This is a genomic window from Trichocoleus sp. DQ-A1, from assembly GCF_039961955.1.
Lineage (GTDB): Bacteria > Cyanobacteriota > Cyanobacteriia > Cyanobacteriales > FACHB-T130 > FACHB-T130.
The window spans coordinates 190467-213766 of the sequence record NZ_JAMPKE010000007.1; the positions used below are offsets into that span (position 1 = coordinate 190467).

Below are 23300 nucleotides of genomic sequence, written 5' to 3' on the forward strand. Positions count from 1 at the left end.
GGTAACTTTAATTCTCACACTGAATTCTCATACCGTATGAACAATATTACGACAGCAGTTCCTTTTGTGGATCTTCAACTCCAACACCAGCCTCTTCAAACACAGATAGAGGAGGCAGTGCGGGGTACGATTCAACGAGGAGATTTTATATTAGGTCAGGCTGTAGCTGACTTTGAGGCGGCGTTTGCCAGTGCCTGTGGTGTGGCTTATGGCATTGGGGTCGCTTCGGGAACAGATGCGCTAGCGCTCGGATTAGAAGCCTGTGGTATTGGTGCCGGGGATGAGGTCGTTTTACCCACCAATACCTTCATCGCCACTCTGATCGGCGTTGTCCACGCTGGTGCCACGCCGATTTTAGTCGATTGCGATCCTCAAACTGCGCTAATTGACTTTACAGCCGCCGAAAAAGCAGTCACAGCCAAAACCAAAGCGATCGTTCCAGTGCATCTGTATGGGCAAATGGTTTCGCCCCGTCAACTTTTGGACTTTGCCAGCACCCACAACCTGATTGTATTTGAAGACGCGGCTCAGGCTCACCTAGCACAGCGAGAAGGTTATCGTGCCGGTTCTATTGGTAAAGCAGCAGCTTTTAGCTTCTATCCCAGTAAAAATTTGGGTGCCATAGGAGATGGAGGCATGGTCATCACCAATGATGAAGCAGTAGCGAAGAAAATGCGATCGCTCCGCAATTACGGGTGTTCCCGTAAGTATTACCACACCGAACCCGGTACCAATAGCCGACTTGATACCCTGCAAGCCGCTGTCCTCAACATCAAACTCCCTCATCTTGCCGACTGGAACCACTCACGTAACCAAGCAGCCCAGCAGTACGACGCCTTATTGAAGCCGCTGGCAAACTCTGGAATTTTCCCCATCCAAAACCAAAGTGGCAACGGTCACATTTATCACCTTTATGTTGTTCGTGTCACTGAAGCTTGTCCCCTCGACCGGCAGACGATTCAAGACAAACTAGCGGCTGTTGGTATTCAAACCGGCATCCACTACCCCATTCCCTGTCATCTTCAACCCGCCTTCGAGAATCTCGGCTATCAAGCCGGAGACTTCCCCCAAGCCGAAGCTCTAGCACTGGAAATTTTATCCTTACCGATGTATCCAGGCTTAAGCGATACCCAAGTCCATCAGGTCATTGATACTTTGCAAACCTTGTGTGTGAGAACCTGATGAATTTTCAATGTAAAAAACGCTAAGAATAATGATTCTAACTTTGCGCTTAGCATTAAGAAAGCTTAGAAAATTAAGGTCAAACTATGCATTTTGAGCGAAAGATTCCGATTGCCATTGAGCGTTACTTGCTAGAAGGAACCATTGTTGCTTTGCTGGTGATTCTGTATGCTCCACTGTTATGGCACTGGTACGATGGCTGGTTGAACAAAAATATCAGTATTGAACATGAATATTACAGCCACGGTTTAATTGGGTTGCCTTTTGCCGCCTATATAACCTGGTTAAATCGACAACAATGGCGTCAGTTACCAGATACAAGTCATCCACTAGGCGCAGCCTTGCTAGCCTTGGGCGGGGTATTTTATCTCAGCGGCATTACTGACCTGATAAATTTATCCTTTCCCGCTGTATTAGCTGGACTTTGTCTGTGGCTGAAAGGAGTTCCTGGCTTCAAACTTCAAGGCTTTCCCTTGTTACTCGTATTTTTGGCAACGCCGACCCAAATTCCTTACTTACTAGCTCCCTATACCTTGCCCCTCCAGCGATTCATTGCTGCAACAGCTGGTTTCATCCTGACTCAGTTCGGGATGAATGTTACTGTCAACCAGATTTACTTATTCGTAGGCGGACGAATTGTAGAAGTTGCGCCTTTCTGCGCTGGACTTAAGATGTTATTCACCAGTCTTTATGTAACCTTGATGTTGCTTTACTGGACGGGTGCTTGGGCATCTCGCACGAAGACGATTTTGTTAGTCGTCGGTGCAGTAGTCATTAGCGTTACTGGTAATATCGTCCGCAATACGCTGCTAACTTTCTTTCATGGTACTGGCCAAGAAAAAACTTTTGATTGGCTGCACGAAGGCTGGGGCGGTGATGTTTATTCTGCCTGTATGTTGGGGTTAATTGTGCTTCTACTCAATGCGATCGATCGATATATTTCAGATGAGCCTCAGAAGGATGAAGCATGAAACTGCCCAAGAAATTGCAGCGCTTTCAATTTTCTAAAGTCGTCTTACTGAGTTTTCTTGTCGGACTGATGGCAATTGGCGCAGTTCCTAGTTACTTGACAGGACGCTGGTCTTGGGCAAATCCCCCACGAGTGACCAACCTCAAACAACTCAAAAATATACGGCAGGCTGGTCTAGCGCTTCCCGGCTGGCAGACTCAACAACAGGATACCGTAACGATTGGCGGTCATAAATGGTCGATTCAGGAACTCCAGCAGGATGAAAAAAACCAGGTAACTTTGCTGCTTTTGCCTCAAGAAGATCGCAAGGCTCAACCAGAGGTTGAGTGGATGGATATTAATGGGTTTAAAGAGTGGCAGACCGATCAAGAGCAGCGGTTGCAGTTTAAGGTTGAAACTCAAGCACAAACGGGAACCCAAAACACTACAGAATCTGGAACTTCTGCTACACGTCCGACATCTTCCGATGTTAAAGCTCGTTTCTTTCGCGGTTGGACTCGGCAGCAGACCTTCGCCGTGCTTCAGTGGTACGCTTGGCCTGGAGGAGGCAATCCGTCTCCTAGTGGTTGGTTCTGGGCGGATCAAATGGCTCAATTGCACCGTCGCCGCTTGCCTTGGGTTGCTGTTAGCATCTTGATACCGATGGAGCCTTTGGCTGAGGTTGACACAGCTCTACCACTGGCTAAATCGCTCGGTCAAACGGTTCAAGCTGCTTTGATGAAAGAGTTATGAGTTGAGAGTGGGAGGAGAAATTTGCTTGACTCGCTTGGATTTGAAGAATGAATTTACTGATAACTACACTCTGTGCAATCTGTGCAACTTTTCGAGATGTGCAACTTTTTGAGAATTGTCACCCTTGATGCAACCCGGTGGAGTTTAGAAGCCAAACGGCTTTCTAACGGGTAGAAGTTTATCGCATCTTGATCCAAGGATGTTGGAAGGGAACCTAAAGCTCCATAAGGGTTTTAGGATTTGCAATCGTGCCAGTCTAAAACATCGCGGGATGAATTTCTGGGGAGGAACTTCAAGACGCGATCGCTTTGTTGAGAATGCAAAGAAAGTTGCACAGTGAGTTATAACTGATAAATTTGATGATCGGTTCCCTAAGGTCTTAGTGAATATACTTATGTCTCGCACTTCTGGAGGCCGGTTCCACCGCTTCGCCGCCTTCTTTCTCTTCACTCTCCACACCACTGTCTACACGTTGCCGAGTAGTGTCCTACTCTGGATGCTGCACTCAGGGACTTTTGCTGGTAGAGGGATGAGTCAAACTTTACCCACCTTACCCAACTCGGTTGCGCCTCCCCTCCCGCCTCCACCTCCTCTCCCTAACACCAACGAGAACATACAATCGCCGGTGGTGATTCCAGCAGCTCCTATCGATCCCACCAGTCCGCCGCCACCGCTGGGTTATCCATCACCTCAGCCGTTTGAGGGACAGCCGACCCAGTTTAATAATCGCTACCTGCTAGGCACGGGAGATACGATTTCGGCGTTGGTTGAGCGTTTTCCAGACTTGAGTTTTCAAAGCGTTATTGACGCGGAAGGAAACATCGCAGCACCCCTGTTAGGGAAAATACCTGTATTAGGTCTGACTCTGGAAGAAGCCCAGGAAAAAATTCGTTTGGGCTTAAACCGCTTTGTCATCGATCCCGCTGTCACTGTAACTCTGGCAGGTCAACGTCCAGCCCAAGTTACTATCAGCGGCGAAGTCGTTAGACCTGGTTTTTACACCCTGGCTCCTGGCGCTCAACTTTCTGCGGCATTGCTAATCGCTGGTGGCAGCACTAATCTCGGCGATCTGCGATCGGTTTTGGTGCGTCGCGCCCGGATCGATGGCTCGACAATTGAGCAACGAGTTGATTTGTTTACGCCGCTGCTAAATGGACAGTCACTCCCCAATTTACGCTTACAAGATGGCGATGCAGTAGTCATCCCGAAGCTAGAAGTTGCCACGGAGCAAAACTACGATCGAGCGCTAGTTTCTCGTTCTACTGTGTCTCAGCAGCAGATCAACATCCGAGTTTTGAGCTACGCTGGTGGGGGAATTGGTAGTATTAGCTTGCCCAACGGTAGTACATTTGTTGATGCTTTAAGCGCGATTGGCCCTAGTCCAGATAATTCTAACCTGCGAAATATCGCCCTGATTCGATTCGATCCCGAACGCGGCAAAGCAGTTACTCAGAAAATAGATGGGAAAGCAGCGCTACTGGGAAACATTGCTCAAAATGTCCCCCTAAGGAACAACGATGTCATTGTGGTGGGCCGTAACTTGGTTGGTAAAATCACTTATGCCTTGAGTACTTTTACTCAACCTTTCCGGGATATTTTGGGATTCCTGCTATTTTTTGACCAGCTAAGAGAAAGTGCTACCGATCTGTTTGGTCCAACGACTGATAGTAACAATAACTCCGACTAGAGAAGCTGGTAATAAATGCTACCTGAAACCAAAAATATCCAAGAAAATAAATGTTAGAAAATATCAAGCCAAAGCAGCAAAATAAGAAAAATATTTAGCGTGAACTTTTGATTTCTACTTGTTTCTACTCCTGATTTCCTCATTAGCCCCTAGGCCCAAAAACGACCATGACTCCTCCTATTGTTAAGCGTTATCTGATCGCCCTGGATCAACATAAATGGATTGGATTAGCTGGTTTTACTATCATTGTCGGTGCGTCAGCCGTCATGGGTATACAACCAGCACCAGCTCCTGTTTTCAAGGCCACAGGGGTGCTGGCTTATAACGGGCCGATTGCACCATTTTCAACGACGACGCAAGCGATTCAAAAGCAGGGTCAAGAGCTGAATGAGGATACGCTGCTAGCAGAGAATGTGGTCAAAGCAGCAGCAACGCGCGTGAAAGCAGACACAGCACAAATTGCTAAAAATGCGAAAGTAAAGCTGCCGGAGGAGGACGGACCGAAGGTTATTCAAGTTTCTTACAGCGATAGCGACCCGAAGCGGGCGGGTGCTACCTTGGAAGCGCTAATGCAGGGAATGGTGGAACAGAGCCGTTTGATTAACAGCTCCCGGCTACGAGCGATTATTGACTCCATCAGTGCCCGGTTATCTCCTGCTGAGATGCAACTTAAAGAGGCGCAACAGAGACTAGAGCAGTATATCCGCCAGGAGGGACCTGCACTGGTTGCCGCTCAGGATGGGAGGACACTGGGTGCAATTTCTGGTAGCCAAGAGCAGCAACGTCAGCTTCAGATGACTTTGGAGGGAATTGACACCCAAATTCGCAGTCTGCAAAACAAGTTGGGTTTGACGGCGGCTGAAGCTTACACGTCTTCTGCCTTGAGTGCTGACCCAATTATTAACAGCTTGCGATCGCAAATCCATCAAACTGAAACCCAACTGCAAATTCTCAGCCGGGATTTGCGGCAGGAGCATCCTCAAATCATTCAGCTGAAAAAACAGTTAACAGCCTACAATGAACTGCTATCGTCGCGAGCATCGGAGGTGATGGGTGGAGGCGGTGTAGCAGCACCCTTGCCCCCCAGCCAAATTCGCAGAGACAGCAGCCTCGACCCCACGCGGCAAGGTATGGCAAACACGCTGGTAGCTTTACAAACCCAGCGCGAAACGCTGCAACAGCAACTACAGGCTAGTCGCAAAACCGAGCAGCAACTCCGTGCTGAATATGTAAAAATCCCCAATAAACAGCTGGATCAAGCCCGACTACAACAGCAGGTTCAGCTCAAACAAGGTCTGTACGATAAGATGCAGGTGGCATTAGTAGATGCCAAGGCAGCAGAAGCCGAGACGGTTAGCAGTCTCACCATTGCCCAACCGCCACAAGTCGCCGCTAGCGAGCAGAAGAGCCAAAGCTTACCGATAACGGTAGCCGTGGGAGCTTTGGTCGGGGTATTAGTGGGTGGCGGATTGATTTTCCTGTTAGCGATGCTGGATGGCACGTTCTACACGGTCGAGGAAGTGCGGGCGGCACTACGACAACGGGATGTGCTGGTGCTGGGTGAAGTGCCTTTCGTTGCCCTCCAAGATCCGCAATTGGGCGAAACGCCAGTTCTGCTCCAGCAGGATTCTGTTTATCACGAGTATTACGAACGCTTCCGCAGCAATCTGCGGCGAGCCAGCGATCAACCCTTGAAAGTTGTGTTATTGACCAGCACGATTAGCCAAGAGGGTAAGACAGTCAATGCTTATAACCTTGGAATCGCATCGGCTTGTGCTGGCAAGCGCACTCTAGTGATAGAAACTGATTTGCGATCGCCTTCTGAGTCCAAGTTCCTGAAAGTCTCTCCCGATCCGGGTGCTAGCCTAGAACCCCTACGGTACTACACTCAGTTAAGTGAGTGTATCCGTTTAGTCCCAGACATTGAGAACCTATACGTAGTACCCAGTCCCGGCCCCGTGCGTAATGCTGCTGCAATTCTGGAATCCAGCGAACTCAGGCGGCTGATCGAAGATGCGCGAGGTCGTTTTGACTTGGTGATTCTCGATACCCCTGCCTTAAGCCGGTGCAACGATGCTCTCCTATTGGAACCCTACGCCGATGGTATCGTGCTGGTGACTCGACCCGGTTTCACCCAGGAGAGTATTTTGGTAGAGGCAGTCGATCAATTGACCGAAGCAGAACTACCACTGGTGGGAGCGCTCATCAATGCGGTAGACACGCCAGTACAGGTTCCCAGCGCGAACAATGAGGACATTGAAGCCGACATAGAAGAAGAAGAATTAGAACCTTCCCCTTCTCGGTCAGAAAAAGTGCCAAATGAGTACATTAAGCGCTAATCATCGCAAATCTGGGTTGGATATCCATCCCAAATGGAAACCGCTAATGACAAATGGCTAACCGCTCATTGTAGAAAGGTAATGAGCAGTTAGCCATTCGTAAAAAACCAAGCTGTAAAGCGTCTAAAAAAACCAGTTTAGATTCTTGGTTGTAGCACAGGAGAAGAAGTGACTGCTTTTCCTGTTTTCCTGATTTTCACAATATGCCAGTTCCGCCAAGAACCGCTTGCTAAAAAGTTTGTTGTTCTGGATGATTGTCCGAATTGGAAGAAAACAATCCCAACAGCGGTGCTAAGATTGCCCCGAAAACAAAGCCACCAGCGTGTGCCCAATAGGCAACTCCACCTTGCTCCATACCAATATTCGCAGGCGCATTCAGACTCGCAACACCATAAAAAGCCTGCTGAACAAACCAAAAACCGAGGAAGAAAACAGCAGGAACGCGAATCGTGGTGAAGAAGATACCCAGAGGAATTAATGTTAGCACTTGTATATTAGGGAATCTGAGAATGTAGGCTCCTAAGACACCCGCGATCGCGCCACTGGCCCCCAAGGAAGGAATGCCAGAGTTCATTGAAAAATACCACTGAGTTAAAGCCGCTAGAATCCCGCAAGTCAGGTAAAAAATTAAGTACCTAACGTGACCCAGCTTGTCTTCAACGTTGTTGCCAAAAATCCAGAGGAACAGCATATTACCGGCAAGGTGTAAAAACCCGCCGTGCAAGAATTGCGATGTCACCAGTGTCAGCCACTCCGGTACCGGCTGATTCACGGGTATGCCACTAAAGCTAGCAGATAACTCTCTAGGAACCACAGCGGCAAGGCGAAAAAAACCTTCCAGCTGTTGTGGAGCCAAAGTCAACTCATATATAAAAGCCAAAATATTCGCAGCAATCAGTCCATAAGTGACATACGGAGTGAGGCGTGTAGGATTATCATCACGTAAAGGAACCACAGGCGTCTTTCCTAACTATCCAAGCAAAAGCTGGAAACAACATAACTTAATTTCTTCCTAGCTGTCTTTTCACCTCTGGATAGAGATCCAGTATGAGACGCTCTCGGTGAGAAGGTAGAGGCAATAAATAAACCCCTCTAGGGACATTAGAGGGGTTTAATCATGGTGCATGAAGAAATTATTGTCGAGACTACCAGCCCTGTGCAGCCTTTTCCATGACATAGGCAGCAACATCCTCAATTTGTTGTTTATTCAGACGTCCTTTGAAGGCTGGCATAGCATTTTTACCATTCATTACCTGGTTAACAATGGCATCTATCGAGTACATCCCATACTTGTCTAGGGCATCCTTCTTTAAAGTTTTATTAGCCATAATCACGTTACCGCCGCCCACATGGCAAGCAGCGCAGTTAGCGCTGAAAATTTTAGCACCACTGACTGTATCAGCTGCATTGGCTGGGCGAGTCAAGGCACCTGTCAACACCGCAATCGTCAACAGTAAAACCGATAACAGTTTCCTCAACTTGATTCTCCTCTTCTTAACAGGTACAGTCATAAAAAAAAGCCTTGCAGAACTATTCTAAGCTTCTTCAAGGCTTTTTCTATCACCAAAGAGGAGAAGAAATCTTAAACCTCAAGGGTGATTATGATTGAATTGCCAGCCTAAAGGAACGGTTCTATTAACCCTCGACTGTAATTTTACCAACCATCCCAGCGCCCCGGTGAGGTTGACAATAGAACGTATAGGTGCCTGCTGGTGTGTCAGAGGGGAAAGTCGTTTCGTAGGATTCTCCTGGAGAGTTTAGCAACTTGGTGTGAGACAGATCTTTAGCCAGCGCTTTATCTCCGTTTGGCACTCCCTTATCATCAAAAACAGCATTATGGGGAGCTAGTTTATTATTGACAAATTTTACTGTGTCACCCGGCTTGATTGTGAGTTTAGCCGGTTCAAACTTCAACATCCCGGCATCTGTGCCCATTTTAATCGTATAGGTTTCTGCTGATGCAGGAGAAGCTGACAACACAAAGCTAGAGACTACTAGCAGAATTGTGCAAATTAGTAAACCTAAGCTTCGTGGAATTGCCATTCTCAATCTCATCGTTTCCTCCCAAAATTGTCAATTAATTTTGTTTAGTAGTATTTTAGCTTTAACGCCTACATTCTGTAGAAAATTAAAACATTTCTGCTTTCTATCAATCGGAGGCATTGGCAGATGCATCCTGAATCGGCACGAAGATCAGAAATCATTTGTACCCCATCCCGGTGCTACCTGCGCGGCTCTAAGAACAAAGGCTGCTATCGTTTCCACCTCCTGTCGCGGCATCCAACTTTCCGGTACTTGACGACACCAAAAGCTTTCTTCGCTCCCGTCGTAGGTCATCGGCTGTCGAAGGAAAGCCACGATGCTGTTGATGGTGTCGCGGGGTGGAGTGGCACCATTCAAGTCCTTCAGGGACAAAGACACGGCTGGATTTGGCAGGGTAGCACCGCCGACATGACAATTTAGACAGTGTTGTTCAAATAACTGCTTCCCTGCCGAGAAATCTTCCACAGAAAACTGGCGAGTCTGACCTTGCCCATCTAAGTCTAGGGAAATTGGTTCGGTAACTCGCAGGTACTGCCGAACGTAGGAGGCTGCGGCTTGAGCCGGTAAACTCACCATCCAGACGCCCCAGCAGATGCCCAAAATCAAAAATAAACGGCGAAGTGAGAAGAATTGACGCAGCATTGACCGTGTTACAGATTGACAAAATGTAAAAATTATGAGTTATGAATGCATTCAAAATTCATAACTCATAACTCATAATTTTACTTAGCGCACGGCTTTACCGCCTCCCCACTGTTCGCCGAGGATTTTCGGCTGTAGAAGGATATGACCGCCGATCTTAAACAGGTCATCATCTGTGAGATTTCTCATCACCGTATAAATATCGGAACTCTCTATGCTGGGGTGTACTTCAGAGATTGCAGTTTCCCCATCGTAGGTCGTGGGATGATGCATATAATCCACCAGAGCGGCAATGTTGTCGCGCGGTGGGGTTGCCCCAGCCAAATCGTCCGGACCTAGACCGACGTTGAAATCAGTCTTGGTAACGCCCCCAGCATGGCACGAAGCGCAGGCATAGTTAAATAGGCGTTTGCCTTCGGCGACTTGTTTTAGGTTTAATGTCACCTGCTGTCCTCGATCGTTTAATTTTACGGTGCGAACTTCGTCAGTGAGTTCGACTGCCATTACCTGAGTGACAAGCAATCCGAAGGTGAAAATTACAGTGGCTAAAGCCAGACTTATGTATCGCTTAAGCATGGTTCTCCTTAAGAAATTTGGTGCGAGTTTTTGATCCACAACACAGCTGGACTCAATCTTAGTAAGCCGACCCCTAAGTTGCAGGCTTCTCAACCAATCATCTGGACAAAAAGAAGCAAGCCGATTGCCAAAAAGGAAAATCGACTGTTGGGACTCAGGATAGTTGGTCGGGATTAATTTTACCCTCCGTCCGTGCCCGATCCCTGCTTTTGAGACAGAATCTTAGAAATGATGGCCTTGGCATCCTCCAGAGCCAGACGGCTCTGTTGGGTTTTATAGGCGATTCCCAATTGTTCGCACAGCTTGAAAACCTCCTCTACTGGGAGGTTATAGTCTGCTGCGATTTCGGCAATGGACAGGTCTGCAAAACCCATGATGATTGAGAGAGATTGAACCGCTCTAATATCAATATCATCCCACTCTTGCGGTCGCTTTCCCTTCCCTGTCTAGTTGCTTGGGATCAATCTAGAAACTGGACGCTCGGAGTCGATTGTTTCTGACAGGGGAACGGGGGGCGGTGCAGGGGGGAGAAATTGGTGTAGGCGAATGAGTTGGGCTAGAGTTTTCTTTAACTGAGTGCGGGGCACAATGGCATCTACAAAACCGTGCTGGAGCAAATACTCAGAAGTTTGAAAATCATCGGGGAGCTTTTCTCGCAAGGTTTGTTCGATCACGCGACGCCCTGCAAAGCCAATTGTGGCTTTTGGCTCTGCGAGAATGATGTCTCCCAACATGGCAAAAGAAGCCGTGACGCCTCCCGTTGTAGGGTGAGTAAGAACCGGAATATACAGCAGTCTGGCTTCTTGATGACGCTCCAAGGCTCCGGAGATTTTCGCCATTTGCATCAGACTTAACATTCCCTCCTGCATCCTGGCACCGCCGGAGGCACAGACAACCACGACCGGCTTTCTTTCCCAGGTAGCTCGTTCAATCAGGCGGGTAATTTTTTCTCCAACGACAGAACCCATGCTACCGCCCATGAAGCGGAAGTCCATGACACCGAGGGCGACAGGCAAGTTTTCCAATTGCCCCATTCCTGTCTGCACGGCGTCCACCAAGCCAGTTTTGTCTTGAGTTTCTCGCAAGCGATCGCAATATTGTTTGCGATCGCGGAACTTCAACGGATCGGAGGGAAACACCTGTTCATCCAACGGCATCCAGGTATTGGCATCGATCAGCTGGCGGATGCGTTCATCGCTGAACACCCGGTTGTGATGGTTGCACTCCAGGCAAACCATATTGTTTGAGCGGAGGTCTTTGGTATAAGCAAGGACACTACATGCCTCGCACTTTGTCCACAGCCCATCCGCAATCTCACGCTCTTGCCGCTGTTCACTAATTGGCTCTGATTTTCGTCGATTTGCAAACCAATCAAATAGAGACATGAAAACGGTTAATTCCTCTTATTAAAATGATTTTCCTACGCTTTAAGCTTGCTCTTCCTGAATCGGACTCAATAATAGCAGAGCGGCCCACCGATCCTGCGATCGCACCTGTAAGGCAGTAGGACTCCCCGCACCAAAATAAGGTGCCACACCGAGGTCGAGAATCCGACTAGGAATTTGATGAGCCGCTAGCATTTGCTGCATTAATTCAGCTTCCCAGCGAGCGCAATTTGTTTTTAGGGTAATCCAAGACACTGGAATATCTTACAATACGGCAGTATTGCGGTAAATCAGGGCAGGGGGAATGCGTTAATTGAGGGGGAAAAAGAGTTGCAGGTAAGCAGACCAAATCGCCTCACCCCAAAAAGCTGCCAAAAGCGCTCCCAGTGCTAGGAAGGGACCAAACGGCATGGGGCGGTGCCGGTCAAGCCAGCCAAGCGCGATCGCTCCCCCACCGGCAAAGGCTCCCACTACACAAGCCAAAAACCCAGCCAGTAGCAAATTCTTCCAGCCCAACCAGGCTCCCATCATTGCCGCCAGTTTAGCATCTCCTCCACCCATTGCCGCTCGTCCAAAAGCGATCGCTCCCGCAAAGGCAATGATGTCAAACAACCAAATTCCGACTACACCACCCACAATGCCTGACATCAAATGATTTGCACTTTCTGCCCAACTTGCTGCTGGCAGAAAACCGGCGATCGCCTGAAACACTAAACCCAAAATTAAGCCGGTTTGAGTAAGTGGATTGGGCAATGTCATTGTGTCTAAATCGATCAGCGATAGTGTTAACAACCAGCTAAAAAAAGCCCAATATCCTAGCGTTTGCACCGAAATGCCAAACGTCAAGAAAACTAGCAAAAACAACATCCCTGTTGCCGCTTCTACCAGTGGATAGCGCCCGGAAATCTTGCTTCTACAGTGGCGACAGCGCCCTCGTAACCGCAGCCAACCGACAATTGGGACATTTTCACCTTTACCCAGTCGATGCAGGCATTGTGGGCAACGAGAAGGGGGCCAAAGAATCGATAAACCTGCTGGCAAGCGATAAACTACCACATTGAGAAAACTGCCAATTGAGGCACCCAATGCAAAAACAATCGCAGCAGCAGGCAACGCCATCAAATCATCCATAGCAATTAGTTATCAGTCACGGGTCATGAGTCATGGGTCATTAGTAGTGGGTCATGACTCATGACTAAGGACAATTTAGACTAATCACTAATATATTTCCGACTCAATTTGACTAAAAGGCACAAAACATTCTTGCGGCAACAGAATCGGTTTGCCTGCAAAAATCAGCTTGCCCCGATAGGTATACCGATCGATTGCCACCCCTAGAGGGCGCTGCATACGGTCTGGATGGACTTCCGAGTAAGTCCGATAGATTTGTCGAGCTGCTCTGACGATGCTGGGGTCTAGCAACACGGGGATATCTATCCTTTCCGTCCGATTTTCTAACCGTTGCTGTGAAGCGTAAACCACTCGTCTACCCCTGTTATTTGAGCTAGTCTATAATCTACCCGTGCAATTCCTGCAAACTGCAATAGGTATACCAATTTTTGTTGCAGTTGAGGATGAAATTTTCTTAAGGCTTTTCTAGTGCTTGGATTAATGCATTGCCCATTGCACTGCACCCTAAAAGATTCATCCCCTCAGACATAATGTCACCCGTGCGATCGCCGCGCTCCAGAACTTGCATCACCGCTTGCTCAATTCTGTCGGCAGCAGCAGGCTGATCTAAGCCGTAGCGCAGCATCATCGCTGCACTCAGAACCTGCGCTAGCGGATTTGCTTTATCTTGCCCAGCGATATCGGGGGCAGAACCGTGGACGGGTTCAAAGACACCGGGGCCAGATGCACCTAAACTGGCAGAAGGTAACATTCCAATACTGCCAGTAAGCATAGCGGCAGCATCAGACAGGATATCACCAAATAGATTACCTGTCACAATTGTGTCGAATTGTTTAGGCCAGCGAAGAAGTTGCATAGCAGCGGCGTCTACATAGAGGTGAGACAATTCCACATCTGGATATTCTTTAGAGAGCGCAGTGATGCGATCGCGCCACAACTGCGACACTTCCAGCACATTTGATTTATCCACCGAACATAGCTTCCCACTGCGTTTTTGCGCTGTCTCAAACGCTACTCGCCCAATCCGGTCAATCTCTGATTCCGTATAAGCCATTGTATTGACGCCGCGCTTCTCGCCTGTTTCCGTAGCAAAAATTCCCCTCGGTTCCCCAAAGTAGATACCACCAGTCAATTCGCGCACCACCATGATATCAACGCCCTCAACCACTTCCCGTTTCAAGGACGAAGCATCCACTAACTGGGGTAATATTTTGGCGGGACGCAAATTGGCGAATAAGCCAAGACCAGCCCTGAGTCCTAGTAAACCCGTTTCCGGGCGTTGATGGCGAGGGAGGTTATCCCACTTATAACCGCCAATAGCAGCGAGTAAAACAGCATCGCTATTGCGGCATGTTTCCAACGTTTGGGCGGGTAGCGGTTCTCCTGTAGCGTCAATCGCCGCACCCCCCACAAGGGCTTCTTGAAATTCAAACTGAATCTCAAATTGTTTCCCGATAAGTTTCAGCACGTCTACCGCCACTGCCATAATTTCAGGGCCAATGCCATCGCCGGGAAGTAGGGTAATACGGTAGTTCTGCTGTGTCATAGGTTGTTCAAAACTCTTGCGAGTTATTAATCATACAGGGGAAATGTACCTGAAAAACGTTCAGATTCAGTTACAATCTGCCCAGCTAGAGCTAAAGCCCAGCTAGACCTAAATAGGTGCGGGAATACCAGCAATTCCTCTGATTGCTAACTTTCTGCCAAAAAAGAAGGCGGTGAGGGCAGCTAGGAGCGGAATGTCTGAGAAGTTGGTTACAACACTATTCATAATGTAATGGGCAAAGCATTCAGTCAATGCTGCTAACAACGAGAAATTGCCGCTCGAATCGCTTCGTCTCTATAAAATGTCAATACTATTTTTCAGCATTTTATCAGCTCGATATCGGATGATTTATGTGCCATTGTCGAAGTTGATTTAGGACTCGTGTCTTTTACTAACTGGCTTTTGAACCTCTTTTGAATTTATTAAATAGTTGCAAGTAAGGAAGTTCAAGATGAAAGAATAAAATATTTAATGCTGATTCGCAAGCAAATTTATTAAAGATTTTTTCAATAAATGATGTAATGTATTGGAGTTGTGAATGTGCAAAAAAACAGTAAGCTTTATTAAATAAAATTAATTAAAATGCTTGCAGAGAATTATTAAAGATTACAGGCGTGCTATTTGAGGATTGGAAGAACAGAGCATCCGAATATTAACGAACGGCATTGACACAGAGCCAAAAGTGCGATCGCTCTTGTAAGAGCCTTCTATGCTTGAAGGTGCTAGCTGAACCAAATAGTAAAATGTCTGATCCCCCTGAAATTATCCTAATTGGGACAAATTAAGGAATTACAAGGCTAATCGGTTCTACAATCTTGTTTAAATTTCAGAAACGCTCGTGGCAAATGCTGTAGGTAAAGGCTACGCTAGCACTCAAGCAAGCCATCCTACAGTCAACCCTCAGCAGCTATGGCAAAAGAACTGGCAATTCAAACTTGTGGACTCACCAAGCAATTCGATCGACATATTGCAGTTAATGATATTGATTTACAGGTAAAAGCTGGTGAAGTCTATGGACTAATTGGACCGAATGGAGCCGGTAAAACAACTTTGCTGCGGATGTTGGCGGCGGCTGAAGAGCCAACGACAGGTGAAATTTATATTAATGGCGATCGCCTGCAACGCGATCACAGCAACCCTACCCTGAAGCGGCGACTCGGCTATCTACCTGATGACTTCCCCCTGTATGACGATTTAACAGTTTGGGACTACCTAGACTATTTTGGGCGTCTCTACCGCTTGCGAGAACCACACCGCAGCCAGCGCCTGCGGGAAGTTTTAGAACTGGTGCAGCTAACGGGTAAGCGCAATAGCATGATTGCCACGCTCTCGCGGGGGATGAAACAGCGCCTGAGTCTGGCGCGGACAATTATTCACGAACCGATTTTGCTGCTGTTGGATGAACCCGTTTCCGGATTAGATCCTCTTGCCAGGATGCAGTTTCGGGAAATCATCAAAGTATTGCAGGAAGCCGGGATGACGATTGTCATTTCGTCACACGTCCTTAGCGACTTAGAGGAACTTTGCACCTCAGTCGGCATCATGGAACTCGGCTTTCTCGTAGAAAGTTCGCCACTCAAGGAACTTCGCCGCCGCCTCAGCCGCCAGCAAATTTTCTTGTCTACGTTGGGTAAGCTAGAGTCACTTGTATCAAAGCTGAGAAACCATCCTTTAGTCGAAGAATTGGAGGTGATGGCGGGACAAGAGCGAGTGCGCCTTTACTTTTCTGGGGGTCAGGAAGATTGTGCTAAGTTGTTGCGATCGCTTGTTGAATCTGACATCCCTCTGACCGAATTTCATTGCACTCAGGAAGACTTGGAAACCATTTTCCTGAAGCTGGGACACCAACAAGCATCATAAGACAAGATTGAGGACTGAGGACTGAGGACTGAAGGCTTTGGACTGAGTTATTAACAATGCTTACTCTTCACTCAGCACTGAATTTAATTCTGGAGATTTTTTAGTCATGAAAATTAATTGGAGCGACCGGCTGGGAGATTGGAATCCCCAGCTGTTACGAGAAATTAAAGGGCGTCTTAAACCCCGAAATGTATTAATTGCAGTAGCGATCGCGCTGATGGGTCAAATGCTACTGCTGATGAGTTTCGCAACTCAACTGCCGGTTGATACAGGTATGGGTGATATCTACAGTAGATATTGCCTAGACTATCGCCCTGGTTATGGGCAGAAATGCCTTCTAGATCCCCTTGGCAATATTGTTATTAACTGGCAATTGTGGTGGCTAGATGTGTTCGTCTGGCTGAGTGTTATTGGCTTCCTGACCGTCTTGGTGGCTGGCACCTATATGCTAATTAGCGACCTATCGCGGGAAGAAAATCGCGGCACGCTGAATTTCATTCGCCTCAGCCCCCAGTCAACAACCAGTATTTTCAGCGGTAAGCTGCTGGGAGTGCCGATTTTACTTTATCTCCTAGCCGGTCTGGCGATTCCTTTGCATTTGTTGGCGGGTCTGTCGGCTGAAATTCCTTTAGTCCTCATTCTGGGCTTTTATGGTGTCGTGGTTGCCAGCGCCGCTTGCATCTACAGCGCCGCCTTACTTTATGGATTGGTCGCCGGTGGACTCGGTGGATTTCAATCTTGGATTGGCAGCGGCATCGTGCTGATGTTCTTGAGCCTTATGACTGGCTTGAGCCTTAACAGCAGCACAATCATCCATAATTCCCCCCTAGATTGGCTGCATCTATTTTCTCCTTCAATTGTGCTGGCATACCTCATTGATGCCAGTTCTCAAGGAAGTGCCTATTCACCGTCAATGGGAATGGCGCAACTGGAAGCCTGGAAATGGTTTTACTTACCTCTAGGTACCAGCATCTGGAATGTCATCGGCTTTAGCGTGCTGAACTATGCGGTGGGAACTTTATGGTTTTGGCAAGGGATGAAGCGTTGCTTTCACAATCCCAGTACGACTCTCCTCAGCAAACGGCAGAGTTATATAATGACGGCTTGCTTTGAAGTGGCTGTTCTGGGATTTGCCCTAACCCTACCCAAATGGCGCGCAGATAATCCAGAATCTATACCAGGCGGACTGTTTGATAATTTTGGTGGTTTGCTGTTGTTAAATTTGCCGCTGTTCTTGTGTCTGATGGCGGCGTTGTCACCTCACCGCCAAGTTTTGCAGGATTGGGCGCGTTACCGACGGGAGAAAACATCTTCTCGCGTGAAAAACTTGGTGCAGGATTTGGTTTGGGGGGAAAAAAGCCCTTCAGTGGGAGCAGTGGCACTGAATTTACTGATTGCTTCAACTATCATGGTGCCTTGGATACTCCTTTGGCCTGCAAGTGCGTATAAAGCATCAGCGCTGGCGACCATCCTGCTGAGTGTCAATTTAATCTTGATTTACGCAGGTGTTGCTCAGCTAATGCTGTTCATGAAGACGCCGAAGCGATCGCTCTGGGCAGCGAGTACAGTGGCTGGATTGATTATATTGCCGCCGATTGTGTTCGGCTTACTATCAATCTCTCCCGCTAAAATCCCTGGCGTATGGCTGTTTTCCGTCTTCGCCTGGGGTGCTGTAAAAGATGCTGCTGCGACTAGCCTGGGTCTGGCAGTGCTGGGTCAGTGGCTAATGTTCAGCTTGTTGAGTATTCAGACAGTGCGACAGTTACGACAGGCGGGTGAGTCCACGTCGAAATCGCTGATGTCCAATCGTCCCTCTTTACCCGCTAACGGCTTGTAGAGAAGCGATCGCTCGAATCGAATTCTCGGACACAAACGAATCTAGAAAAACCCGTTTTCTGCCTCGAAAACGGGTTTCTTCTCAAAATTTGCGATCAAGGAAAACAGAGATGAACCTACTTTGGATGGAGCGATTGGGCGATTGGAACCCTCAGTTTCTGCGCGAACTCAAAGGACAACTGAAAACTCGCAAGTTAGCGATCGCTATCGGTGTCTCTTTGATTAGTCAGTTTTTACTGGTCTTATATTTTTACGAACAACTAAATCTTGATGGAACCTACAGCAGCTTTTGTGTAAGAACCAGTAACTACAACTGCCGGTTGGATGCTGCCGGTGAGATTGTCATTGACTGGCAGCAGTGGTGGCAAACCCTATTCAGCATTTTGAATTGGACTTTGCCTCTTATCTTATTACTCGCTGGGGTCTATATGATTCTCAGCGACCTTGGTAAAGAAGAGCGTCGAGGCACCCTGAATTTCATTCGATTGAGTCCCCAATCAAGTCAAAGCATTTTGACGGGGAAAATCCTGGGAGTGCCTATCTTACTTTATCTGGGTGTAGCCCTAGCACTACCTTTGCATTGCTGGTCTGCGATTAGTGCCGGTGTACCTTTTCACTTTCTGGTGAGTTTTTATTTGCTCTCAGGTGCTAGTTACTATTTCTTCTATAGCGCTGCCTTACTTTATGGATTTTTGAGCGAATTTCAAGCTTCGTCAGCCAGTTTTTTAACCTTTGTATTTGCTTTGCCTTGGCTAAATGTAATTAATTGGTCTGTGTCCCTGGTTACACAGGCCAATTATGATTGGAGCGATTCAGTACTATACTATTGGCAATGGTTTTATATACCGCTCGGTAGTAACTTTTTGTTAGCTGAGACCTTTGCAATTCTAACTTTTAGTTTGTGGACTTACTGGATTTGGCAAGCCTTAAATCGGCGTTTTGCTAATGCCAACGCCACGCTTATCAGCAAAAAACAAAGTTACTGGATGGTCGCTTATTTTGAATTCCTGCTTCTAGGTTTTTGTCTACAAAAGAACCACTTAAATCCGGCACAATTTGCTGAATCTGGATTTCTGTGGGGATTGTTGGTCTTTATGGAAACCGTAAATCTGCTATGGTTCTTGGGTTTAATTGCTGCTTTATCCCCTCACCGTCAGGCATTACAGGATTGGGCGCGTTACCGCCGCGAAAAGGTTTCTAACCGTAAAGGTTTTTGGAAAAGCGGCTTAATGCAGGATTTGCTGTGGGGTGAAAAAAGCCCATCACTGGTGGCAGTAGCAGTAAATTTGGGCATTAAAACCGTAATTTGGGGTGCTTGGATTCTGTTTTGGCCTCAAAACAGTGCCAAGATTTCAGCTATTTTAGGTTTGATCTTGAGTCTAAACTGGCTCCTGATATTGGCGGGTATCGCTCAGACGCTGCTATTTATGAAAACAGCAAAGCGATCGCTCTGGGCTGGCATAACTGTAATAGTCTTGATTGTATTTCCTCCAATCTTTTTCAGCGTGCTGTCGATGCCATTTTATCAAAGCTCTGGTGTGTGGCTGCTTACCGCCTTTCCGTGGATAGGGGTAAAAGAAGCCTCCACAATTCCCATTTTTCTGACAATCTTGGGACAGTGGAGCGTTACGACATTGTTAAGCTTACAATTGACGCGGCAGATGCGATTAGCAGGCGAATCTTCCTCCAAAGCAATCTTTGCCAATCGTCCATCAGCACCCGCCCGCTAGAACACTTCAGAGAGGGAGAAATATCGCGACTGCTTCTCCCTCTAACTCAATCCTCAACCCGACTTTTTGAGCGCCTTTTTCACCAAATCTGGAATTTGGGAAGGGCGCTCTGCTATTGGAATTTTCGCTTGCTTGAAAGCGGCAATTTTTCGGTTTTCAGGTGTCTGTTCGGCCGCAAGTTCAGCCTGTGGAGAAGCGAGCATCGCTTCCTGACGCCAAAAACCAAGTGCATTCCCTGGGCCTAAAAGTTTTTCTTGGGGAAGCAAGCGACCGACAAAATATACAATTACTGGCTTATCAAGTGTAGCAACGATGTATTCTGCTGCCGCCTGTTCATCACTAGAACTGGTATGGCTGATATGGCTGACTAAAACAATGACCTTCGTGTTTTTATCTGCTGCCAAAATTTCCAGCCATTGTACGACAGAAGATCCGACAAACGGCTCGCTGCCAATACTGACAGCAATCGACTGACCATAACCGGCTCGTGTCATTTCCCCGGCTACTTCGTAGGTGAGATTGCCGCTGCGGCTGAGCAGTCCCACCGATCCAGGGCTATAAAATTCAGGTTCATGAGTGCCTAGTAAAACCTTGCCTGGAACAATAATCCCAGCACTGCTGGGACCGACGATGAGAGTTTGAGTCGCCTCTGCCTTTCTGAGCAGCCGAACCATATCCAGGGGAGGTATCCCACCCGTAATCAGAATAATTTGTCGGATACCTGCTGCGATCGCTTCTAGCGCAGCATCAAGCGCCGCGTAAGGTCGTACAAAGATAATGCTAATGTCAACCGCTCCGACCGACTGTATCGCCTGCTCTACCAGGTCGAACACCGGAATGCCATCCAGCGTTTGCCCTCCCTGACCGGCACTGACCCCAGCTACTACCTTCGTGCCGTAAGCTGTCATTCGGGCAGTGTAGGTTGACGCAAGTGGTTCTGCGATGCCTTGTATCAGGATTTTACTGTCTGGCGTTAACTTCATGATCCTTTACCAAAGTCTATTTTCCATGCAACGTTCGTGCGCGAACAGCACATGAGGTTTAATAACAAATGTCGGTATCTAACATCTCCCATACATCTATATCAGGTTGAGATGAGCGAGTCAGGTTGACAGGAGCAAGCCAACGTCCTGAATGTAACTTTAATGCCAAGCAAAGCAGCATGAAAGCTCGACCGCTAAAACAACCTTGCCTCACGATTTAGTGCTGGGAGTCCCGGATCTACTTTTAGCTGCTGCTTTGGCTAGGGAAATCGCTTGCTCAACAGCGTCATCCAGATTATCGCTCCAGTGTACGGGCATCGTGGCTAGAGGCTCTTGGCTTTTGTCGAGTTCGCCACCTGCTAAGCGCACAACAAATTGGGGAAGCAGGGTGAGAAATTCTGGTCTGCGATCGCCGATCCGGGTGCGAGAGTCCTTGGGGCTGGGTGAACTAACCCGTCGAGTCATTCGCTGCGGATGCTCTGTCATTTCATTAACTTTTCGTTGCAGATATGAATCAATCACTGCAACGACTTCCTGACTCGCTGCGGTATTGCCCAAAATATTAACCAGCAATACTTTAATATTTTTATTTTGAGTGAGACGCTCCAGCGCTTGTTCGAGCTGTTCTCTCCAAGATGCGGGTGTCAAATTTCCACTTGTCTCCTCACCCACAATTAGGCAAAGTCTCGGCTTACCGCCAGCGCTGTAAACCAAATCTACCATTGCCATCGCCAAGCTGGTGCCGTTACAGAGAATCCCAATATTACCATCTCGATTCAGCCAGTTCTGAATGGGTAGAAACTTACCGGGATCGATGTCTGTAGGCGTTTCCTTCGCGATATCGGACTGAGGCATTTTTGCCGCTAGAGAAGCCAAAGCGGGATGACGTCTAAGAGCAGCATCATTGACTGTAATTTTGCCATCTAAAGCCATCAATTCGCCTGTAGGACTTACACCTAGGGGATTGATTTCTACTCCATCTAAATCGTTTTGGACAAACAGATGGTACATCTTTTCGATAACGGTGCTAACTGACTGGATCAAGGAACCTTGGAGTCCCATTTTCAGAGTCAGATGGCGGGCATAAAAAGAGGAAAATTCTTGGTCAACAACTACTTGCTGAAGAAGCTCCATCACCGCTTCCAAGTTCATGCCTCCTTGTGAGGAACCTAGCAGCACCGGGCGACGAAGGTCGTAGTCTAGGGTGACGGCTAGATAAAATTCACGAGTAGCATCGTATTTTGCTTCTGCTAGAAGCACTTGGGGATATTCACCCAGAATCGGCAAATTAAAAATCGTCCGTGCTGCCGCGATCGCATCGATGGTATTTTCTGCAAATCGAATTCCACCCGCTCTACCCCGTCCACCAGCACGCACTTGCGATTTTAGGACAACTGGGTAAGGAATTTGCAAACCTTTGAGGTCTCTGGAATTATCAATTCGTTGAGAAGGCAAAACGGGGATGCCCATCTCCCGAAATAATTCTTTAGCTTGATATTCTAGTAAATCCATGAATGGCAATTAAGGATGAGGGATGGGGAATGGGGAATGGTAATTGAGAAAAAAGGGATTCGTTATTTGGCAGTCGCAGCAAACCAAAGACGAATGGCTAACGATAATGACGAGTGACAATTACCCAATCCCGATTACCCCTGTTTCTGACGACTTTGCCAGTCTTTGGCGACTTTATCAATTCCATAGAAACGCTGCCAAAAGGCATCAACCGCCCTGGTAGGCAACACTTTGTTCATTAAAAACAGTAGAATATCTCCCCCAGTAGCAGCCACGTAGCGGGGACGAGGATGACGGTCGGTGAGCGATCGCACAACCACTTTAGCAACCCGTTCGGAAGTCCAAGCTCGACTACTGGTTCGTTCCTCTAGCCCTTCTAGCCGCTCAAAAGCAGCCCGGTAAGGTGTATCTTGTGGAGTTGATATCGCTTGCTCAACCCGTTGCGCTGCTACCGCGAAAAACTCCGTACTGACTGGCCCTGGTTCAATCACGCTGACTTTGATATTGAATGGAGCCAGTTCCATCCGAAGTGCATCGCTAATTCCTTCCAAAGCAAATTTAGAGGAACTATATAACCCTCCAAAGGGAAACGCAAGCCGTCCGCCTAGAGAACTAATATTAACGATCCGTCCACCCCCTTGGTCCCGCATTCCTGGAATTAAAGCTTGAATTAAGGCAAGCGGGCCGAGTAAATTGACCTGAAACTGCCGCTGCACCGCCTCAAATGGAATCAACTCTACTGGTCCCATCTGTCCATATCCGGCATTATTGACCAAGGCATCCACGCGCCCAAAATGGTCGATCGTTTTAGTTGCCAAAGCTTTAGCCTGCTCAACTTGAGAGATATCGGTGGGAACAACCAGCACATCAGCACCCGCTTTGCGGCAGAAAGTTGCGACTTCCTCCAATTTTTCCTGGTTTCGAGCTGCTAAGACGAGCCGGATTCCCAACGACTGAGTCGCTAAAACTTGCGCCAGAGCAGCGCCAATCCCAGTAGAAGCTCCTGTAATTAGGATGACTTGTTCAGATAGCGGTGGAGTATCGATCTTCATAACTTGAGTTCAGTAGGCTAACACCTTAGCCGCGTGCCCGTACAGTTGTTAATGGTAAGCCCTAGCATTGCAAGCAATAGCCAATTCGCTGTAG

General features: G+C 47.7%; 22 protein-coding genes. 8 read left to right on the forward strand and 14 right to left on the reverse strand.

The genetic code is table 11. The features are described 5' to 3' along the window. Positions 1–36 precede the first annotated feature (36 nt). The 5 genes from NDI33_RS09860 (at position 37) to NDI33_RS09880 (ending at position 6910) form a co-directional block, all read left to right on the forward strand. The gene (locus NDI33_RS09860) at positions 37–1182 is read left to right on the forward strand and encodes a DegT/DnrJ/EryC1/StrS family aminotransferase (protein WP_190676633.1); all 1146 of its coding nucleotides are present in this window, start codon (positions 37–39) and stop codon (positions 1180–1182) included. An 86-nt stretch (positions 1183–1268) separates the two neighbouring features. Then, positions 1269–2153, forward strand: a complete 885-nt coding sequence (gene crtB / locus NDI33_RS09865; RefSeq protein WP_190676635.1) for a cyanoexosortase B — start codon at positions 1269–1271, stop codon at positions 2151–2153. After that, the gene (locus NDI33_RS09870) at positions 2150–2884 is read left to right on the forward strand and encodes a cyanoexosortase B system-associated protein (RefSeq protein ID WP_190676637.1); all 735 of its coding nucleotides are present in this window, start codon (positions 2150–2152) and stop codon (positions 2882–2884) included. The genes crtB and NDI33_RS09870 overlap by 4 nt, the downstream gene beginning before the upstream one ends. A 394-nt stretch (positions 2885–3278) precedes the next feature. Then, positions 3279–4571, forward strand: a complete 1293-nt coding sequence (locus tag NDI33_RS09875; RefSeq protein ID WP_199302489.1) for a polysaccharide biosynthesis/export family protein — start codon at positions 3279–3281, stop codon at positions 4569–4571. Between the two features lie 167 nt (positions 4572–4738). Beyond that, positions 4739–6910: a tyrosine-protein kinase domain-containing protein gene (locus tag NDI33_RS09880; RefSeq protein ID WP_190676640.1), complete on the forward strand. Its 2172-nt coding sequence runs from the start codon at positions 4739–4741 to the stop codon at positions 6908–6910. Positions 6911–7139: 229 nt separating this feature from the next. Here NDI33_RS09880 and NDI33_RS09885 read toward each other — a convergent pair whose 3' ends face one another. The 11 genes from NDI33_RS09885 to leuB all read right to left on the reverse strand — a co-directional run bounded on the left by NDI33_RS09885 (position 7140) and on the right by leuB (position 14233). Then, on the reverse strand, positions 7140–7865 hold the full coding sequence (locus NDI33_RS09885; protein ID WP_190414281.1) for a rhomboid family intramembrane serine protease: 726 nt from the start codon (positions 7863–7865) through the stop codon (positions 7140–7142). Positions 7866–8055: 190 nt separating this feature from the next. After that, complete coding sequence (gene petJ, locus NDI33_RS09890; RefSeq protein ID WP_190676642.1) at positions 8056–8388, reverse strand: cytochrome c6 PetJ; 333 nt, start codon at positions 8386–8388, stop codon at positions 8056–8058. A 157-nt stretch (positions 8389–8545) separates the two neighbouring features. After that, complete coding sequence (gene petE / locus NDI33_RS09895; protein ID WP_190676644.1) at positions 8546–8965, reverse strand: plastocyanin; 420 nt, start codon at positions 8963–8965, stop codon at positions 8546–8548. 138 nt (positions 8966–9103) lie between these two features. Then, positions 9104–9595 (reverse strand): photosystem II cytochrome PsbV2, encoded by a 492-nt coding sequence (psbV2, locus tag NDI33_RS09900; protein ID WP_190676646.1) that lies wholly within the window; start codon positions 9593–9595, stop codon positions 9104–9106. A gap of 84 nt (positions 9596–9679) precedes the next feature. Continuing rightward, entirely contained in the window at positions 9680–10171 is a 492-nt protein-coding gene (gene psbV, locus NDI33_RS09905; RefSeq protein WP_190414289.1) for a photosystem II cytochrome c-550, read from the reverse strand. 179 nt (positions 10172–10350) lie between these two features. Beyond that, positions 10351–10545 (reverse strand): translation initiation factor IF-2 N-terminal domain-containing protein, encoded by a 195-nt coding sequence (locus NDI33_RS09910; protein WP_190414291.1) that lies wholly within the window; start codon positions 10543–10545, stop codon positions 10351–10353. A gap of 72 nt (positions 10546–10617) precedes the next feature. Next, the gene (accD, locus tag NDI33_RS09915; protein WP_190676648.1) at positions 10618–11556 is read right to left on the reverse strand and encodes an acetyl-CoA carboxylase, carboxyltransferase subunit beta; all 939 of its coding nucleotides are present in this window, start codon (positions 11554–11556) and stop codon (positions 10618–10620) included. Between the two features lie 42 nt (positions 11557–11598). Next, a complete protein-coding gene (locus NDI33_RS09920) occupies positions 11599–11811 on the reverse strand; it encodes a hypothetical protein (protein ID WP_190414294.1) in 213 nt (70 codons plus the stop codon). A gap of 54 nt (positions 11812–11865) precedes the next feature. Next, on the reverse strand, positions 11866–12687 hold the full coding sequence (locus NDI33_RS09925; RefSeq protein WP_190676650.1) for an A24 family peptidase: 822 nt from the start codon (positions 12685–12687) through the stop codon (positions 11866–11868). A gap of 87 nt (positions 12688–12774) precedes the next feature. Further along, positions 12775–13038 carry a hypothetical protein gene (locus tag NDI33_RS09930; protein WP_190414298.1) on the reverse strand — a complete coding sequence of 88 codons (264 nt, stop codon included), beginning with the start codon at positions 13036–13038 and terminating at the stop codon, positions 12775–12777. 103 nt (positions 13039–13141) lie between these two features. Next, positions 13142–14233: a 3-isopropylmalate dehydrogenase gene (leuB, locus tag NDI33_RS09935; protein ID WP_190676652.1), complete on the reverse strand. Its 1092-nt coding sequence runs from the start codon at positions 14231–14233 to the stop codon at positions 13142–13144. A 909-nt stretch (positions 14234–15142) separates the two neighbouring features. Between leuB and NDI33_RS09940 the strand changes: the two genes are divergently transcribed. The 3 genes from NDI33_RS09940 (at position 15143) to NDI33_RS09950 (ending at position 19659) form a co-directional block, all read left to right on the forward strand. After that, complete coding sequence (locus tag NDI33_RS09940; protein WP_190414301.1) at positions 15143–16093, forward strand: ABC transporter ATP-binding protein; 951 nt, start codon at positions 15143–15145, stop codon at positions 16091–16093. A gap of 106 nt (positions 16094–16199) precedes the next feature. Then, positions 16200–17930, forward strand: a complete 1731-nt coding sequence (locus tag NDI33_RS09945; protein ID WP_190676653.1) for an ABC transporter permease — start codon at positions 16200–16202, stop codon at positions 17928–17930. Between the two features lie 109 nt (positions 17931–18039). Beyond that, the gene (locus NDI33_RS09950; protein ID WP_190676654.1) at positions 18040–19659 is read left to right on the forward strand and encodes a hypothetical protein; all 1620 of its coding nucleotides are present in this window, start codon (positions 18040–18042) and stop codon (positions 19657–19659) included. 53 nt (positions 19660–19712) lie between these two features. Here the strand turns inward: NDI33_RS09950 and NDI33_RS09955 are convergent, their stop codons facing one another. The 3 genes from NDI33_RS09955 to NDI33_RS09965 form a co-directional block, all read right to left on the reverse strand. Continuing rightward, on the reverse strand, positions 19713–20642 hold the full coding sequence (locus tag NDI33_RS09955) for a CoA-binding protein (RefSeq protein ID WP_190427265.1): 930 nt from the start codon (positions 20640–20642) through the stop codon (positions 19713–19715). A 210-nt stretch (positions 20643–20852) separates the two neighbouring features. Continuing rightward, the gene (locus NDI33_RS09960) at positions 20853–22154 is read right to left on the reverse strand and encodes an ATP-grasp domain-containing protein (protein ID WP_190676656.1); all 1302 of its coding nucleotides are present in this window, start codon (positions 22152–22154) and stop codon (positions 20853–20855) included. A 134-nt stretch (positions 22155–22288) separates the two neighbouring features. Beyond that, complete coding sequence (locus NDI33_RS09965) at positions 22289–23206, reverse strand: SDR family oxidoreductase (protein ID WP_190427258.1); 918 nt, start codon at positions 23204–23206, stop codon at positions 22289–22291. Between the last annotated feature and the right edge of the window lie 94 nt (positions 23207–23300).